The organism is Nitrincola iocasae (genome assembly GCF_008727795.1).
GTDB classification, from domain to species: domain Bacteria; phylum Pseudomonadota; class Gammaproteobacteria; order Pseudomonadales; family Balneatricaceae; genus Nitrincola; species Nitrincola iocasae.
Window position 1 is genome coordinate 371,869 of record NZ_CP044222.1, and the last position, 15,764, is coordinate 387,632.

At 52.1% G+C, this 15,764-nt stretch carries 17 protein-coding genes; 12 read left to right on the top strand and 5 right to left on the bottom strand.

The annotated features are described in order from the left end of the window. From ileS to F5I99_RS01865, 7 genes are all read left to right on the top strand, one after another. Positions 1-2,817 (top strand): isoleucine--tRNA ligase, encoded by a 2,817-nt coding sequence (gene ileS / locus F5I99_RS01835; protein ID WP_151053378.1) that lies wholly within the window; start codon positions 1-3, stop codon positions 2,815-2,817. Then, positions 2,810-3,322, top strand: coding sequence for a signal peptidase II (gene lspA, locus F5I99_RS01840; protein ID WP_151053379.1), 513 nt, complete (start codon positions 2,810-2,812; stop codon positions 3,320-3,322). Before ileS ends, lspA begins: the two co-directional genes overlap by 8 nt. A gap of 14 nt (positions 3,323-3,336) precedes the next feature. After that, positions 3,337-3,792 carry an FKBP-type peptidyl-prolyl cis-trans isomerase gene (locus F5I99_RS01845; RefSeq protein WP_151053380.1) on the top strand — a complete coding sequence of 152 codons (456 nt, stop codon included), beginning with the start codon at positions 3,337-3,339 and terminating at the stop codon, positions 3,790-3,792. A 117-nt stretch (positions 3,793-3,909) separates the two neighbouring features. Next, positions 3,910-4,257: a hypothetical protein gene (locus tag F5I99_RS01850; protein ID WP_151053381.1), complete on the top strand. Its 348-nt coding sequence runs from the start codon at positions 3,910-3,912 to the stop codon at positions 4,255-4,257. 1 nt (position 4,258) lies between these two features. Next, positions 4,259-4,807 (top strand): PilW family protein, encoded by a 549-nt coding sequence (locus F5I99_RS01855; protein WP_191905926.1) that lies wholly within the window; start codon positions 4,259-4,261, stop codon positions 4,805-4,807. A 22-nt stretch (positions 4,808-4,829) separates the two neighbouring features. Further along, entirely contained in the window at positions 4,830-5,273 is a 444-nt protein-coding gene (locus F5I99_RS01860; protein WP_151053383.1) for a pilus assembly PilX family protein, read from the top strand. Beyond that, positions 5,270-5,803: a GspH/FimT family protein gene (locus F5I99_RS01865; RefSeq protein WP_151053384.1), complete on the top strand. Its 534-nt coding sequence runs from the start codon at positions 5,270-5,272 to the stop codon at positions 5,801-5,803. Before F5I99_RS01860 ends, F5I99_RS01865 begins: the two co-directional genes overlap by 4 nt. A 34-nt stretch (positions 5,804-5,837) precedes the next feature. Here the strand turns inward: F5I99_RS01865 and F5I99_RS01870 are convergent, their stop codons facing one another. Then, complete coding sequence (locus tag F5I99_RS01870) at positions 5,838-6,770, bottom strand: LysR family transcriptional regulator (RefSeq protein ID WP_325063007.1); 933 nt, start codon at positions 6,768-6,770, stop codon at positions 5,838-5,840. A 53-nt stretch (positions 6,771-6,823) separates the two neighbouring features. Here F5I99_RS01870 and F5I99_RS01875 point away from each other — a divergent pair, with 53 nt between their 5' ends. From F5I99_RS01875 to F5I99_RS01895, 5 genes are all read left to right on the top strand, one after another. Continuing rightward, positions 6,824-7,834, top strand: coding sequence for a quinone oxidoreductase family protein (locus F5I99_RS01875; RefSeq protein ID WP_225307509.1), 1,011 nt, complete (start codon positions 6,824-6,826; stop codon positions 7,832-7,834). A gap of 29 nt (positions 7,835-7,863) precedes the next feature. Continuing rightward, positions 7,864-8,847, top strand: a complete 984-nt coding sequence (locus F5I99_RS01880) for an aldo/keto reductase (RefSeq protein ID WP_151053386.1) — start codon at positions 7,864-7,866, stop codon at positions 8,845-8,847. A gap of 352 nt (positions 8,848-9,199) precedes the next feature. Continuing rightward, complete coding sequence (locus F5I99_RS01885; protein WP_151053387.1) at positions 9,200-9,742, top strand: ankyrin repeat domain-containing protein; 543 nt, start codon at positions 9,200-9,202, stop codon at positions 9,740-9,742. A 170-nt stretch (positions 9,743-9,912) separates the two neighbouring features. Beyond that, a complete protein-coding gene (locus F5I99_RS01890) occupies positions 9,913-10,734 on the top strand; it encodes an ankyrin repeat domain-containing protein (RefSeq protein WP_151053388.1) in 822 nt (273 codons plus the stop codon). A gap of 140 nt (positions 10,735-10,874) precedes the next feature. Next, on the top strand, positions 10,875-12,503 hold the full coding sequence (locus F5I99_RS01895) for an NAD+ synthase (protein ID WP_151053389.1): 1,629 nt from the start codon (positions 10,875-10,877) through the stop codon (positions 12,501-12,503). 22 nt (positions 12,504-12,525) lie between these two features. Here F5I99_RS01895 and F5I99_RS01900 read toward each other — a convergent pair whose 3' ends face one another. Genes F5I99_RS01900 through F5I99_RS01915 form a run of 4 tightly spaced genes read right to left on the bottom strand, consistent with a single transcriptional unit; the run spans position 12,526 to position 15,663 of the window. Then, positions 12,526-13,095, bottom strand: a complete 570-nt coding sequence (locus tag F5I99_RS01900; RefSeq protein WP_225307510.1) for a DUF3299 domain-containing protein — start codon at positions 13,093-13,095, stop codon at positions 12,526-12,528. A 32-nt stretch (positions 13,096-13,127) separates the two neighbouring features. Continuing rightward, positions 13,128-14,381 (bottom strand): ABC transporter permease, encoded by a 1,254-nt coding sequence (locus F5I99_RS01905; RefSeq protein WP_151053390.1) that lies wholly within the window; start codon positions 14,379-14,381, stop codon positions 13,128-13,130. Continuing rightward, positions 14,381-15,076, bottom strand: coding sequence for an ABC transporter ATP-binding protein (locus tag F5I99_RS01910; protein ID WP_151053391.1), 696 nt, complete (start codon positions 15,074-15,076; stop codon positions 14,381-14,383). The genes F5I99_RS01905 and F5I99_RS01910 overlap by 1 nt, the downstream gene beginning before the upstream one ends. Further along, the gene (locus tag F5I99_RS01915; protein WP_151053392.1) at positions 15,073-15,663 is read right to left on the bottom strand and encodes a DUF2796 domain-containing protein; all 591 of its coding nucleotides are present in this window, start codon (positions 15,661-15,663) and stop codon (positions 15,073-15,075) included. Before F5I99_RS01915 ends, F5I99_RS01910 begins: the two co-directional genes overlap by 4 nt. Between the last annotated feature and the right edge of the window lie 101 nt (positions 15,664-15,764).

Consider the following 15,764-nt stretch of genomic DNA (forward strand, 5'->3'; position numbering starts at 1 on the left):
ATGACCGATTACAAACACACTCTGAATCTGCCGGAAACCGAGTTTCCGATGCGCGGTAATCTGCCACAGCGTGAACCAGCTCGTCTGGCGCGCTGGGCTGAGATCGATCTTTACGCACGTCTGCGTGAAGAAGGGCAGGGTCGTCGCAAATTTATTTTGCATGATGGCCCTCCTTACGCCAACGGCAGTATTCATATTGGTCATGCGGTTAACAAAGTGATCAAGGACATGATTGTCAAAGCGAAAACCCTGAGTGGTTTTGATGCACCCTATATCCCTGGCTGGGACTGTCATGGTTTGCCGATTGAGCACAAGGTGGAAACCACCATCGGTCGTGCCGGTGACAAGGTGCCCTTCCGCGAATTTCGTCAGCAGTGCCGTGATTACGCGACCAAGCAGATCAAGGGGCAAAAAGACGATTTTATCCGCCTGGGCGTGATTGGTGACTGGGATAAGCCTTACCTGACCATGAATGCCGAAACTGAAGCCAATATCGTGCGTTCACTGGGCAAGATCATTGAAAACGGTCATCTGGTGAAGGGCTACAAGCCAGTCTACTGGAGCGTGGTCGGTCAGTCGGCTTTGGCGGAAGCTGAAGTCGAGTATCAGGAAAAAACCTCTATCGCCATCGATGTGCGCATGACCGTAGCGGATGAAAGCGCCGTGCTGGCTCTGTTCAATACCACGGCGGGCGAAGGTCCTGTGTCCATTGTGATCTGGACCACCACCCCTTGGACCATCCCGGCCAATCAGGCGGTATCGCTGCATGCCGAGTTGAATTACGCCCTGGTTGAAACCGCGATCAATCACGGTAAAGAGCGCCTGATCGTTGCGGCTGAGATGGTTGACACTATCATGGCACGCTGGGGTATTCAGCAGTACCAGGTACTGGCAGAGTGTAGTGGTAAAGCGCTGGAAGGTCAGTTGTTGCAGCATCCGGTGTTTGACCGCCAGGTACCGGTGATCCTCGGTGATCACGTGACTACTGAAGCGGGTACGGGTGCGGTGCACACCGCGCCGGATCATGGTATGGAAGACTTTATCGTGGGCCAGGAATATGGTCTGGACACGCTGAATCTGGTGCAGGCCAACGGTACTTACAGTGATGCGGCTGGCGAATTTGCTGGCGTGCATGTTTACAAGGCCGATGAGCCTGTCTGTGATGCCCTGGAACGTGAACACAAACTGGTACACATGAAAAAATTCCAGCATAGCTATCCGCACTGCTGGCGCACCAAAACTCCGCTGATTTACCGCGCCACGCCGCAGTGGTTTATCTCTATGGATGATAAAAACCTGCGTGCCGATGCGCTTGAAGCGATCAAAGGGGTGCAGTGGTTCCCTGGTTGGGGTCAGGCACGTATCGAAGCCATGTTTGAGCAGAGCCCGGACTGGTGTATATCGCGTCAGCGTACCTGGGGGGTGCCGATTACGCTGTTCACTCATAAGCAGACCGGCGAGCTGCATCCGCGTACTCAGGAGCTGATTGAAGCCGTAGCGCTGCGTATCGAAAAAGACGGTATCGATGCCTGGTTTGAGCTGGATGCCGCCGAATTGTTGGGCGAAGAAGCAGCTGATTACGATAAAGTCACCGACACTCTGGATGTCTGGTTTGATTCAGGCACCACACATAATTCAGTGTTGCGCACCCGTGAAGAGCTGCAGTTCCCGGCCGATATGTATCTGGAAGGTTCCGATCAGCACCGTGGCTGGTTCCAGTCATCGCTGAAAACTTCTATCGCTATCAACGGTGTGGCCCCTTACAAACAGGTACTGACGCACGGCTTTGTGGTGGATGAGAAGGGCTATAAAATGTCCAAGTCCCTGGGCAATGTCATTGCGCCACAAGAGGTGACCGACAGCATGGGCGCCGATATTCTGCGCCTGTGGGTGTCAGCCACTGACTATTCAGGTGAGATGGCGGTATCCAAACAGATACTGCAGCGTACTGCCGATGCCTATCGACGTATCCGCAACACCTCACGCTTTTTGTTGGCAAACCTGACGGGTTTTGATCCGGCCAAAGACCTGGTTGAACCGGACCAGATGCTGGCACTGGATCGCTGGGCCGTGGATGCTGCCTGGCGTCTGCAGCAGAAAATCATTGCTGCCTATGATGACTACCGCTTCCTGGATGTCTATCAGGCTGTGCATAATTTCTGTGTGCAGGAACTGGGTGGTTTCTATCTGGATATCATCAAAGATCGCCAGTACACCACCCAGGCAGATAGCCTGGCACGACGCTCCTGCCAGAGCGCGCTGTACCATATTGCCGAAGCGTTGACCCGCTGGATCGCACCGATTCTGACCTTCACCGCTGAAGAGATCTACGAAGTGCTGCCAGGCAGCCGTCGTGACAGTGTGTTGCTGAGCAACTGGTATGAAGGCTTGTTTACCCTGTCGGCAGATGATGAACTGGGCGATGCCTACTGGCGCCGTATCATGTCGATCAAAGATGCGGTGAACAAGTGTCTGGAAGATGCCCGTGGCGAAAAACTGGTCAAGGCTTCTCTGGCAGCCGAAGCGATACTCTATGTCAGTGATAGCATTCAAACCGATCTGGAGCGTCTGGGTGATGAGCTACGCTTTGTCCTGATCACCTCCGCGGTCACGCTGAAGCCACTGGCTGAAGGTGCTGAGGCAAGAGAAACCTCTGTGGACGGTCTGAAAGTCACCGTCGCCGCTTCGGAGCATCCCAAGTGTGCACGTTGCTGGCATCACCGCGCTGATGTTGGCGAACATGCGGAACATGAAGAAATTTGCGGTCGTTGTGTAGACAACGTCAGCGGTAGTGGTGAACAACGCTACTATGCCTGACAGTCAGACACATACCCCGTCCAGTGCCTGGCGCTGGCTGGGGCTTACCCTGCTGGTAGTAGTATTGGACCTGGGTAGCAAGTGGCTGGCAACAGAGATGCTGGTGTATGCCAGCCCAGTCCCTCTGCTGCCGTTTTTTGATCTCACCCTGCTGCACAACCCCGGCGCGGCCTTCAGCTTTTTGGCGGGAGCCGGTGGCTGGCAGCGCTGGTTCTTTGTTGGCATTTCCCTGCTGGTCTGTATCCTGCTGGTAGTCTGGCTGATGCGTACACCCCCGCAGCAGTGGTGGATGCGCCTGGCATTGGCACTGATTTTGGGAGGTGCTCTAGGTAACCTCTATGACCGTATCCTGCATGGATATGTAGTTGATTTTATTTCATTGCATTATGGTGGCTGGTATTATCCGGCATTCAATCTGGCTGACAGCGCCATTACTGTCGGAGCCGCCATATTGATTATCGACATGCTGTTTATCTCAGGTCGTGCTGATAAGCCGACCCGATAATCCGAGGACGTGATATGAGTGAAAAAATCCTGGGTGAAGGCTCTGCAGTAACCCTGCACTTCGCCCTTAAACTCGAAAATGGTACGGTGATAGATTCCAACTTTGATGCGGCGCCGGTACAGTTTGTCTTTGGTGATGGCAATATTCCTGAAGGTTTCGAGCAGGCACTGATTGGCTTGAAAGTGGGCGATCATCTGGATCTGACCATTGCCCCTGAACGTGGTTTCGGTATGCACAATCCCAGCAATATTCAGGTCATGCCGCGCAGTCAGTTTACCGATATGGATCTGGAACCTGGATTGGTAGTCTCGTTTAAAGAGCCAGGTGGCGAAATTCCGGGTGTTGTGACTGAATTTAGCGATGAGCGTGTCACCGTGGATTTCAATCATCCGTTAGCGGGAAAAACTGTGTTATTCGAAGTAAAGATTATTGATCTGGCAGATGCTGTCAGCGCAAATAACCAGTCGTAAGTCCGGCTACCGCTGCGACTTCGGACTTGACGCCGATAGCGGGACGTACTAGTCTAAAACTTCACCGAAGCTAAGGATAGCTTCATTAAGTCTAACTTTTTCAGGGACGAAAAAGCCATGCGATCATTTATCCTATCTTGCCGTCACCAACTGGGTGTAGGCCTTCCTGAAGTCATGATTACACTGCTATTGCTCAGTAGCGGCAGTCTGGCATTGACCCAACTGCAACTGCGCAATCTGCAAACGGCCTACCAGAGTCAAACCCTGACCCAGCAAACACTGATCCGTACCGAAGCTATAGAACAGCTTTGGCAGCAACGCTGTTATCTGGCTGCCTTAAGTAGTGCTGCCCGTCAGGATTATCTGCTGACAGACTATGCGGAGTTATTCAGCGCTGAATCTGGTGACCCGGCTTTTCCGGCCAGTTTCTGGCAAACCCACCGGCCCGCAACAGCGGATTGTTAAGATGCGCGCACAACAAGGTTTCAGCTTGACGGAGCTGCTGGTGGCATTGGTAATCAGCACGATATTGTTGCTCGCCGCTTCAACGCTGCTAGTCGCTGGCAAGGAAAGCTGGCGTTCTCAACAGCAGCTGAACTCGGCTCAGGAGATCGAGCGCTACAGTGTGTTGCAGCTACGCCGTGCTATACGCCAGGCGCAGCAGGTTAATCTGGACAGTGATGAACAGCAGGCCAATCTGACATACCTGGCGCAGGACGGCAGTCGCAATTGTCTGGGTCAGGAGCAAACAGCGGGTACCGAGTTCATAGATCAGTTTCGGGTTAATGATGACCAGCTGCGTTGTAACGGACAGGCCTTAATTGCTGGTGTGGCCGAGCTGACCTTTACCTATGGTGCCGATCTCAATGATGATGGACGCATCCTGGCGGATGAGCACCTACCTCAACCTCACTGCTGCATTCCGGTACGCAGCCTGCGCTTTCGACTGGCCTTCTCGGGTATTAATGCTGATCGAGCTCCGGTGGAATACAGCGCTGCACTGAGGCGCAACTGAACAGGGTACAAGGAGGTATCCCATGCAATTACAACTGAAATCCATGCAGGGTAACAGCTTGTTAGTGACACTGATTTTCCTGTCGGTCATCGCCATGCTGACCTTCAGCGCCGCGGTTAACTCGCAATTGCAGCAGCGTATGAGCCACAACCTGCATCTCAAGGTTCAGGCCGATGAAGCCGCCGATGCTGGGGTGATGGCGTTCTATACCTGGCTATGCGCCGATCCGGATCACTGGGAGAGTGAGGATTGGGATAGTCTTATTAATGGCGAAATTGCTGCACATAGCTACTACGAGATTCTGGCCGATCAACTGGATTGGGACGGTGATTATGTCACTGTGACCGTACGGGGAGCGGTGAAGAGTGATCTGGATGATTTAAGCAACAGTTTGTTGCGGGTGGAGTTTTATCGCTCAGAGGAAGATGGCCGGGTTTATTTGCATAACTGGACTGAGTTGCTGTGAAAAGTCTAAGCCAATATCCGCAAGCGCATCAGCTTGGGTTGAGCTTGCTGGAACTCCTTGTCGCCATGGTGCTAGTGGTCGTGTTAACCACGGTAGCCGTACCCTCTTTCTCCGCTCTGCTGGAAACAACACGTCAGGAGAGTACCGCCGAGCGCTTGAAAACACACCTGGCATTAGCCCGAATCGAAGCGGTCAGCCGACAAGCCTGGATTACGTTGTGTCGCACAGAGGATGGCGAACAATGTGTCAGCGATTCCTTAAGCGGCACAACCCAGTGGCACGCGGCGTTGATGTTTATCGATACCGAACGCAATCGCATGGTAGCGGATAGTGACAAACGGTTGCGGGTGGATCGTTTTGCTACGCCCGTCAGCGTGCATTGGAATCGCGGCGATAGCCTGACGTATCAACCGGATGGCAGTGTCACCGGATTTTCCAATGGCACGTTTCGTATTAAGGCAGGGCAGTCGGAATCGGAGCATCGGCTGGTGATATCTATGGCAGGGCGGGTGCGAGAGGAGCTGGATTGAGGGAGATATCTGGATTGGTTGATCATGTAATGTTTTAACCATGTAAACGAGTGCTGTTGCGGCTCACTAGATCGACAAGGAAATTGGCCACGGCTCGCGTACGGCGTGATTGTGCCAGATCAGATTGGATGACCAGGTAAATTGGCTGGCTGACGTCTATATTCGAGTCGATACAGGTCAGTCCAGCATCTAGAGCGATAAAATGCGGTAGCACTGCAAGCCCTATCCCTGCTTTAGCTGCCACAACCTGAGTTGAGATCGAGGTGGTGGTCAGTACTGGCTCACGTCCCTGCAGTATTCGCTCAACCCATTGTGCGGCAGGGAGGTGTGCTTGCATGTCGCTCCAAGTAATGAAGTCATCGTTTTCATAGCATCCCGGAATCGGGTTGATTGCACGCTGGGTTGCGTAGTCTGGGCTGCAGTAAAGTCCATACCCTAAGATACCGAGGCGGCGTAATGTGACATTGCCACGCTCCGGTTTGACCATTCGTAAAGCAAGATCCGCATCACGGCGATGCAAATTGACGGTTGCAATGTCAGTCACGAGTTCAATAGTGAGATCAGGGTACTTTTTGTAGAACTCTGGAAGTGCTGGAAGGATGAGTCCTGTCGCCAGACCCTCAGCTGTCGCCAGACGCACCTTACCTGTCATCTGCGCCTGGGCAGCGGCGTTGAAAGAGAAAGCCAGCGCAGCCGCTTCCAAAACTTCGGCCTTTTCGACCAGGGCAGCTCCATCCTCTGTTAGTTGATAGCCTGATTGCTGGCGTACAAAGAGCGGTAACTTCAGCGCTTTCTCGAGACGCTCGATGCGCCGCGAAAGCGTTGCAATCCCCAGATTAAGTTCTGATGCTGCACCACTCAGCGTGCCATGCCGACTGACGGCCAGAAATGCACGCGTATCATCCCAGACCCAGCCTCGTGGCATCTGTTTTTCAAATTCGGAAAACTCTTTATCTAAATCGTTCATTTTTTTCATTTTCAAATAGTGCCACGATGTGACTTCAAGATTCAAGGAGAACTATGATGAACAACCGAACATCCCGGCAACATCAATCATCAAACCGGTTAGAGGGTGATATTCAAATTCGCATAAAGGCACCCGGAGGGCCGGAAGTACTCGAGGTAATGGAGTCCTTCCCGCAAGAACCTGGACCGGGAGAAATCCGCATTCGCCAGCATGCCATTGGCATCAATTTCATTGATATATACCATCGAGCCGGGCTCTATCCGTTGACAGAGCCCCATATTCCGGGTGTTGAGGGGGCTGGGGTCGTTGAAGCCGTTGGTGCTGACGTCGAGGGCATTCAGGTTAGTGATAGAGTGGCCTATGCTGGAGTTCCGGGTGCTTATGCATCGACTCGGATTTTGCCAGCCTGGCGGGCGATTCGACTGCCTGACGACATTCCTTTTGAAACCGCTGCGACATCAATGCTGCGTGGGTTAACCGCCCATATGCTGCTAACGGTCAGTTATCCGGTGAGCTCTGGGTCAGTCCTGCTGGTTCATGCCGCGGCGGGTGGTCTTGGTGTAATGCTAACGCGTTGGGCCAAGCATATGGGAGCCACTGTGATTGGAACTGCCAGCACCAAAGAAAAGGCGGCTTATGCTATAGCCAAGGGTGCAGATCACGTCATTGTTGGCCGAGATGCCGATGTAATCCGAGAAGTATCCGATCTAACGAACGCAAGCGGTGTCGACTTCGCGATTGATGGTATCGGTGGGGATATGCTAAGAAAATCGCTCGGGTCTGTCCGTCCCTTTGGTGCCGTTGCCAGTATTGGTTGGGTGTCGGGACCGGTCTCTCCGATCAGAATCGAAGAGCTGGGTACTGCCTCATTAGCTAAACCGAGTGTCATGGCCTATTCAGCCGATCGGGAGCGTTACACACAGGCCGCTGAAGAAGTTATCAAAGTTTTCGGCGTTGGTATCGTTGCTGATGTCGGCGGAGAATACAGGCTGGCGGATGCTGCAAAAGCACATATGGAGCTCGAACTTGGCCGCACAACAGGCAGTCTGGTCCTTGTGCCCTGATGTAACTTTAAGACTCAAGGAGATCTACCATGAAAATGCGAACGCTTGGTGCCAATCTGTCTATTTCTGCTATTGGATTGGGTTGTATGGGTATGAGTGAGTTCTATGGTCCTCGGGATGACAGCGAATCACTGCGAGTGCTTGCGCGTGCCGTCGAGCTTGGAATAAATTTTTTCGATACGGCTGATATGTATGGACCACATCACAACGAACAACTGATTGGTCGCTTTCTGGCCCATAATAAGCAGCCAGTTCATATTGCGACCAAATTCGGTATTGTGCGTAACCCAGGTGAATATAGTCGCAGTCTGGAAAATAGTGCTGACTATGCGCGAAAAGCCTGCGAAGGTTCACTGCGTCGACTCGGCGTGGAACAAATTGATCTCTATTACGTTCATCGCATCAATCGTGAGCAGCCGATCGAAGAGACGATCGATGGGCTTGCTCGGTTGGTTCAGGCCGGAAAAATCGCTCGTATCGGACTCTGCGAAGTCAGTGCCGAAACGCTGCGCCGGGCGCATGCCGTTCATCCAATCACAGCAGTACAGACCGAATACTCACTCTGGACACGTGAAGTGGAGCGAGAAGTGCTACCCACCTGCCGTGAGTTAGGCGTCGGTTTCGTACCTTACTCTCCCCTGGGCCGAGGGTTTCTGACTGGACGCTTTCAGCATGCTACAGAGTTTGGAGAAGGCGACTTTCGTACCAACCTGCCACGCTTTGCTGAAGGAGCGATTGATATAAACCGCCAGGTCGCTGATGAGATTGCTGTAATAGCCAAGCAGAAGGGCTGCAGTCCGGCGCAACTTTCGCTCGCTTGGCTCTTGTCAAAAGGGCCCGATATCGTGCCTATCCCTGGTACAAAGCAACTGCGCTATATTGAGGATAATGCCGCTGCGGCGCAGATCACGCTTAGCATCGAGGAACAACAACAGCTAGAAATGGCTACTGCCCGTTTGCCGGTAGTAGGTGAACGCTACACCTCAGAGGGAATGAAAGGAGTGAATGCATGAATGCTATCACGGCGGCAAAATCTGCTTTCACATCCAGTTGATCCGACAGAATCGGTCTGCTGGACAGGGTTCTAGATAAGGTTGACTTCATGGCATTCGAAATATAGGGTTATCGTTGCTAAAGGAAGTTATAGCATTGTAGTTAGATAATACATATCGGTTTATATCAAGGAGAGATGCCATGACAACCAGTCTTTGTCCTGAAGAGCTACGCAGCTCAGCCACCAGTTTATTTCCCACCGTTGATGTATGCCAGACGCTGAAAGCGGAGTATGGAATCATATTCTTGATCAATATGATTTTGTTATAGATGAGATAGTTGCAAGGTATTGTGAGACGGTGGGGGTGAGCAATGAAAAATAAAATGTTACTTGCTGGTGCTTCGGTAGTTTTTTTGGGAATATCTTCGATCATATTTTATGCTATTTCACAAATGAGTATTCAACACTTGATTTTATGTAGTTCAAATGAAAGCGGTACTCGAATACCTAGTGGCCTTTGTAACTACTATATGCTAAATTTCCGTATTAATGCAAGTGATATTAATGACTTGGGCGAGGGTGCTGGTCTTGATTATATCTTAAATCTGGAAAGTCCAGATAAATATAAAATAGCGGAAATATTTATTTCTAGAGGGTTGGATGTTAATGGGGTTAATCATTTCAGTAACAAGGATGTAACCCCACTACATTCCTCAGTTTTCTATAACGATGTTGAACGAGTTAATTTTCTAATCAAGCAAGGTGCCGATGCTAATATACGGAGCGAAGGGTATGAAATGACGGCGTTGGAGTTAGCTGAAAAATTACACAAAGATAACGACAAAGAAGATAGAAGCGAGATTATCAGGATTTTGTCTTCTGTTAGTAACGTACATCAAGAAGTGATGCAATGATACTCCGTCCGTTTCCTGGAGAGTGATGTCGGCTATGCAGCTAAAAAATGGATCTATCATATTTCAAAAATTATATTGTTAGATCAGGTTTTGGGGTTGGCATGTGGGGCGCCAGCTCTCTTGAATTTCCTTAGAGCGTGGTGTTACGTGTGATAAAAAAGGATAAGCTAATGGGCGAAAATGTTGCTATGGAAGGCTTTGTTGGTTTTAAAGTGGCTATAAAAGTGGCTATATTAGGTGCTCTGTTTAGTGCGATGGTGGCCGCTGAAACTCAATACCCCAGCTTTAAAGAATATAAACAGATCAAGCGAGATGAAATACAAGCGATAATTGATCAGCATAACGCAAAAGGCTTACCATTAGCTGAGGCTACATACACTCTTATAGATCCATACCGACAGGATTCATTGGAATACCCGCTAATTTTTGAAGCGGTTAGATATGGTAGTCTCAACCAGTTAAATGCCTTGATCGAAGCGGGTGCTGATGTAAACGCTTTTTTCCCTATGCGTTACCCTAGAACGCCTATTTATTATGCAATCACTGATTACCCTTATGGTTTGGAAGTCGAGTGTCACCCTGAACATGTCAGGCTTTTATTGGAGGCGGGTGCGTCAATAGAGGAGCTCCCTCCGAGTACTCGCACATTGTTGGGAAATTATACAGCTCCCGTGGAGATAAGCGGTTGTAATGAAATATTGTCACTGTTGATTCAAGCCGGTGCTGATGTGAATGCCCAGAATATTGGAGGATTTACTCCATTGTTTGATGCGCTGACTGTTCATGATGTCGCTGGTATTGAGCTCTTGATTGAGGCAGGAGCTGATCCCATGATTACTGATATAGGAGGAGTGAGTGTCGTTGAATACGTATTGCAAATGACATTACAGTACCTTCCATTAGATGATTCGGGTGCTGATACAATCCGCCGCTTTATAGAGCTGGCAGTCGATAAAAAGTATGAAGAAAACATCGAAATCCTCCTAGAATAACCGGTCACACTAGCATCCGGCTGATAAGTCAGGCTAGAACTGGCTCTTATCCCACAAACATTGCAAAATAGACGCTTCGGGGGTACTGCTGTAACAGTTGGCCCTTTTCTTCAGACAGAGCAGACGAGTTTACTCACGCAATGACCGATACCTTACGGGTCGCTATGGCCCAGTTGAACTTCCTGGTGGGAGATATTCCCGGTAATACCGACAAGATACTGGCGGCGGCGGTGACGGCGCGTGATCAGCATCAGGCGGATGTGCTGCTGTGTTCTGAGTTGGCGATTACTGGCTATCCGCCGGAAGATCTGTTGCTGCGCCCGAGTCTGGAGCCGCGGATCGAGAAGGCGTTGCAGCGGCTATGTCAGGAGTTGCAGGGGATCACGCTGGTGGTGGGTTACCCGCGTTATAACGAGGGTCGGCTCTACAATATGGCGGGTGTGATTCATCAGGGTGAGTTGATCTTCGAATACGCCAAGCAGTGTCTGCCGAATTTTCAGGTGTTTGATGAGCAGCGTTATTTTGTCGCGGGTCATCAATCGGGTACCTTCAGCTTGAAAGGTTGCCGTATTGGTCTGACTATCTGTGAAGATATCTGGCACAGCACGCCGGTGGAGCAGTTAAAAGCCCAGGGTGCTGAGCTGATTCTGAACCTGAATGCCTCACCGTTTCATGCCGGTAAAACCGGATTGCGTCTTCAGGTGTTGGCGCAGCGGGCGCAGGAGTGCGGGGCACCGATTATCTATGTGAATCAGTTTGGCGCCCAGGATGAGCTTGTGTTTGATGGTGGCTCGCTGGTGGTGAGTGCCGAGGGTGAGCTGGTGTTCAGTGCCGCCCATTTCAGCGAGTCACTGGATTGTGTCGACTATCAGGTCAGTACTGGCAAGATTAGCCCGCTGCAAGCTTCGCAGCCTTTCCCTGATTACGAAGCGTCTGTGTATCAGGCGCTGGTTACGGGTGTGCGCGACTATGTTGAAAAGAATCACTTTCCCAAGGTGGTGCTGGGGTTATCCGGGGGTATCGACTCGGCGGTTACCGCGGCTATAGCCGTGGATGCCTTGGGGCCGGAACGTGTTGAAGTGGTGATGATGCCGTTTCGTTACACCGCCTCCATGAGTGTGGAAGATGCCGAAGGCCAGGCCAAAATGCTGGGGATGCGTTATAGCGCCATCTCCATTGAACCCCTGTATGACAGTTTTATGCAGCAACTGGCCCCCGCTTTTGCCGGACTGAAGCCGGATACCACGGAAGAGAACCTGCAAGCACGTTGCCGAGGGGTGTTGCTGATGGCGATTTCGAACAAAACCGGTGCCCTGGTACTGACCACTGGCAACAAGAGTGAAGTGGCGGTGGGTTATTCGACGCTGTATGGCGATATGGCTGGCGGTTTCGATGTGTTGAAAGATGTACCGAAAACCCTGGTGTATCGTCTGGCAAACTATCGTAACAGCCTGTCACCGGCGATCCCTCAGCGGGTGATTGATAGACCGCCGTCAGCTGAGCTGGCACCAGGGCAGCAGGATCAGGATTCACTGCCGGATTATGATGATCTGGACCGGATACTGGAGCTCTATGTTGAGCGCGATTTCAGTGCCCATGCCATTATTGCCGAAGGCTTTGATGAGGCGGTGGTGCAGCGGGTGGTTCGACTGGTGGATGTGAACGAATACAAACGGCGCCAGGCACCCATCGGGCCGCGCATTACCCAACGTGGTTTTGGTCGTGACCGGCGCTATCCGATCACCTCTGGCTGGCGGCCAGGCGAGTAATCCTTTACTCTTTAAAACTGACTTACCACTCACCCTCTTCGGCTTCGTCCCAGTCGTAGGGGGTGATCTGAAAGGCTTCCAGTCGGTAACCGGCTGTGCCCATCTCATGGCTATAGGTCACCGTGGTTAGACGCCCGGTTATCCATACCGCATCCCAGAGGTTTTCCACTTCTGTGCCGGGTTCAAAATGCACATCGATAATCTGGTTTGATGGCGGTGGCGGCACATGGATACAGGCGCCAAAGTAGGGGACCAGGAAAAAGCGGAATACTTTGGTTTGTTCAGCTTCCAGGGGCACCACAAAACCGGGAATGCTGATCATCAAGCCATCCAGTTCGCCGCGAACCGGTGCTGAGGCCAGAACCTGCAGCATATTATCCATCATCCGTTCCGCTTCCGGGCTGTAATCATCAATGATGTCGAAGTTGTAGGGATCGAAATCCGAATCACCGATCAGGTCGCTGAGGGTCAGGGTGTAGTCTTCCGGCATCAGCTCATCCCAGGTGAACACTCTGGGCTCTTCGGTTTCTTCGGCCTGCAGCGGCAGCGCCATCAATAGTGCCAGCAGCAAAGTGAAAATCAGTTTTAGCATAAGTATCCTGTCAGGGTGTCAGAGTCAGGGAATCAAAGCCTTGGTGTCAGACCATCCGCCAAAGTATAGCGGTAGGCGCGCCAGGCGGGTATCAGGCCGGTCAGCAGGCCTGCTAGTTGCACGGCACCGAGCAGTAACCACTGGCTCTTGTCCGGCCAGCCAGGGTTGAGAAAAATACCGTATTGCAGTGCCAGCCAATCCTGAATACCGAAGGTCAGCAGGGTCAGCAGCAACAGCCCCAGCAGAATCCCCAGGAAGGTCAGCAGCATCGCCTCAAACAACAACAGCGCAACAATGCGTAACGGACCTGCCCCTACGGCACGCAGTACCGCCAGCTCACGCCGACGCTCGTTAAGACTGGTCAACAGAATGCCGAGCATGCCGGTAAATCCTGCGAACACCACAAAACCGGAGATGATCAGCAGGGTGCGCTCGGCAACCGCCATGACTTGCCACAGTTCCTGTATGGCTACCCCCGGCAATATGGCCTGCAGAGGTTCGGCACGAAAGGTATTGATTGAGCGCTGCAGATGAAAGGTGCTGATAGGTGACTCCAGACCCAACAGAAAAGCGGTGATCTGTTTCGGGGTCAGATCCATTTCACGGGCGTCATCCTGACTGGCACTCAGGCCAGGGATACGGGTGCCGGCCCGCCAGCCAAGGTGAATCGCTTCCCACGCCTCGAGTTTGATTAGCACATTGCGGTCAACGGGTGTGCCGGTCGGCTGCAAAATGCCGGATACAGTAAATGGCATATCGTCATGCTTGGCAAAGCTGCCTTGTCCGAGGCCATGCGCAATCGTCAGCTTGTCACCCAGGCTGTATTCCAATGCTCCTGCCACCTCGGCCCCAACAACCACATCAAACAGATCATCAAAGGCGTCGCCTTGACTAAAACTCAAGGGCTGCTGTTTACCAAAGCGATAGTGGCGGAAATAGTCTTCAGTTGTGCCCACTACCCGAAAACCGCGGTGTGAGTCGCCCAGGGTGATGGGAATGCTCCAGGCCACCTGATCCTGCGCGGCTATCTGCTCATAGCTGCTCCAGCGCACGTTATTGGTAGGCTGGCCGATATTGAATACCGAGTAGAGCAGCAGTGGCAGCGAACCGCTGCGTGCGCCCACGATCAGGTCGGTGCCGGCGACGGTATTAAAAAACCCCTGGCGAGCATCCTGACGCAGCTTCTCTACCCCGGTGAGCAGCAGCACGCTGATCGCCAGGGTGAGCAGTGTCAGTGCCGCTGTGCCACGACGATTCCAAAGACTGCGCAGTGCCAGAGCCAACATTAGTGAGTTCCTTTGCAGCGGTTGATGTCGGCCAAATTGATAACCCGGTCAAAGTGTTGGCTCAGGCTCAGATCATGGCTGACAAACACCAACGTGGTGTTATTCAGGCGGCTTTGCGTCGACAGCAGATCTAAAAACTGGTCACGGGTGTCACTGTCCAGTGCTGAGGTGGGTTCATCGGCAAGCAACACCTCTGGTTGGCCGATCAGTGCTCTGGCGGCGGCGACACGCTGTTGCTGACCTATCGACAGCTCAGCGGTCGGTACCGGGCGATCAATAAAGGCGCCGAGTCCCAGTGCTTCCAGCAACCCCCGAGCAGCGGCAACCGGATCACCGGCTTTGCGCTTGCGCTGGGCTGAAAAGCGGCACGGCAGTACGACATTATCGATCAGACTGAGATAGGGCAGCAGGTTAAATTGCTGAAACAACACGCCGATATGATCGGCACGAAAGCGATCGCGCTGGCGTTGTGACAGTGTATTGAGCGATTGACCGAGCAATTCGATCTCACCCTGCTGGGGTTTCATTAACCCACCTAACAGGTTTAGCAGGGTGCTTTTACCGCTACCCGATGCCCCACGCAGAAACACCTGCTCACCCCGGGGGATGGTTAAAGTGTCGATCTGCAGGACCGGCTGGTGGGGTTTCCAGCCGAAGCTCAGTTGGTTTAGTTTGATAGCGGTTGTGTGCGTCATTCTTTTAGTCTGAGAATATTCTGTCCTGCATTCAGGGTCATGCCCTGTTGGCCTGCCGGGGTGATCAACTGCACCTGTAGTTCCAGCAGGGATGGATAGGTACTGAACAGATTGACACGGATTTGTTCCAGTTGTTCCGGCTGCTCACAGTGATAGTAATAATCTACAATCACATCGCTGTGAGCAGCGTCGTGATCGTGCTCATCGTTATGGTCGTGGTCATGGTCGTGATCTTGTTCATCTTCCAGCAGATGGTGTTCAACATGTATCTCTTCAGCTTCACAGCCAGCGGCTTCGGGCAGGTACCAGAAAGTATCCGGCAGGTTCATTCGCCCGACCAGGTCGTACACCTGATTGATCTGCTCTTCTTCATGTGCCACATGCTCAAAACCTACCAGGTCGGCAGCAGGGGCTTTAAGGCTGGCCAGGAGCATAGAGCCTTCCTGGACAACATCTAATTGCGCCATGCCATGGACATGAGAGCCCAGTTGAGCCTGTTCATGTTCATGTTCATGATCATGATCATGGGTGTCGGCGAAGCTGAGGCTGCTGGCTACTAGCATCAGAGGGAGGGCGATTTTGTGCATGCTGTGCTCCTGAAATAAACCGCTGTAAAATTTGTTATAACATAACAGATGTTGCGATGTTCAGAAAGTTCCCTGTCGGCCTTAACGCATTGGACCACCCG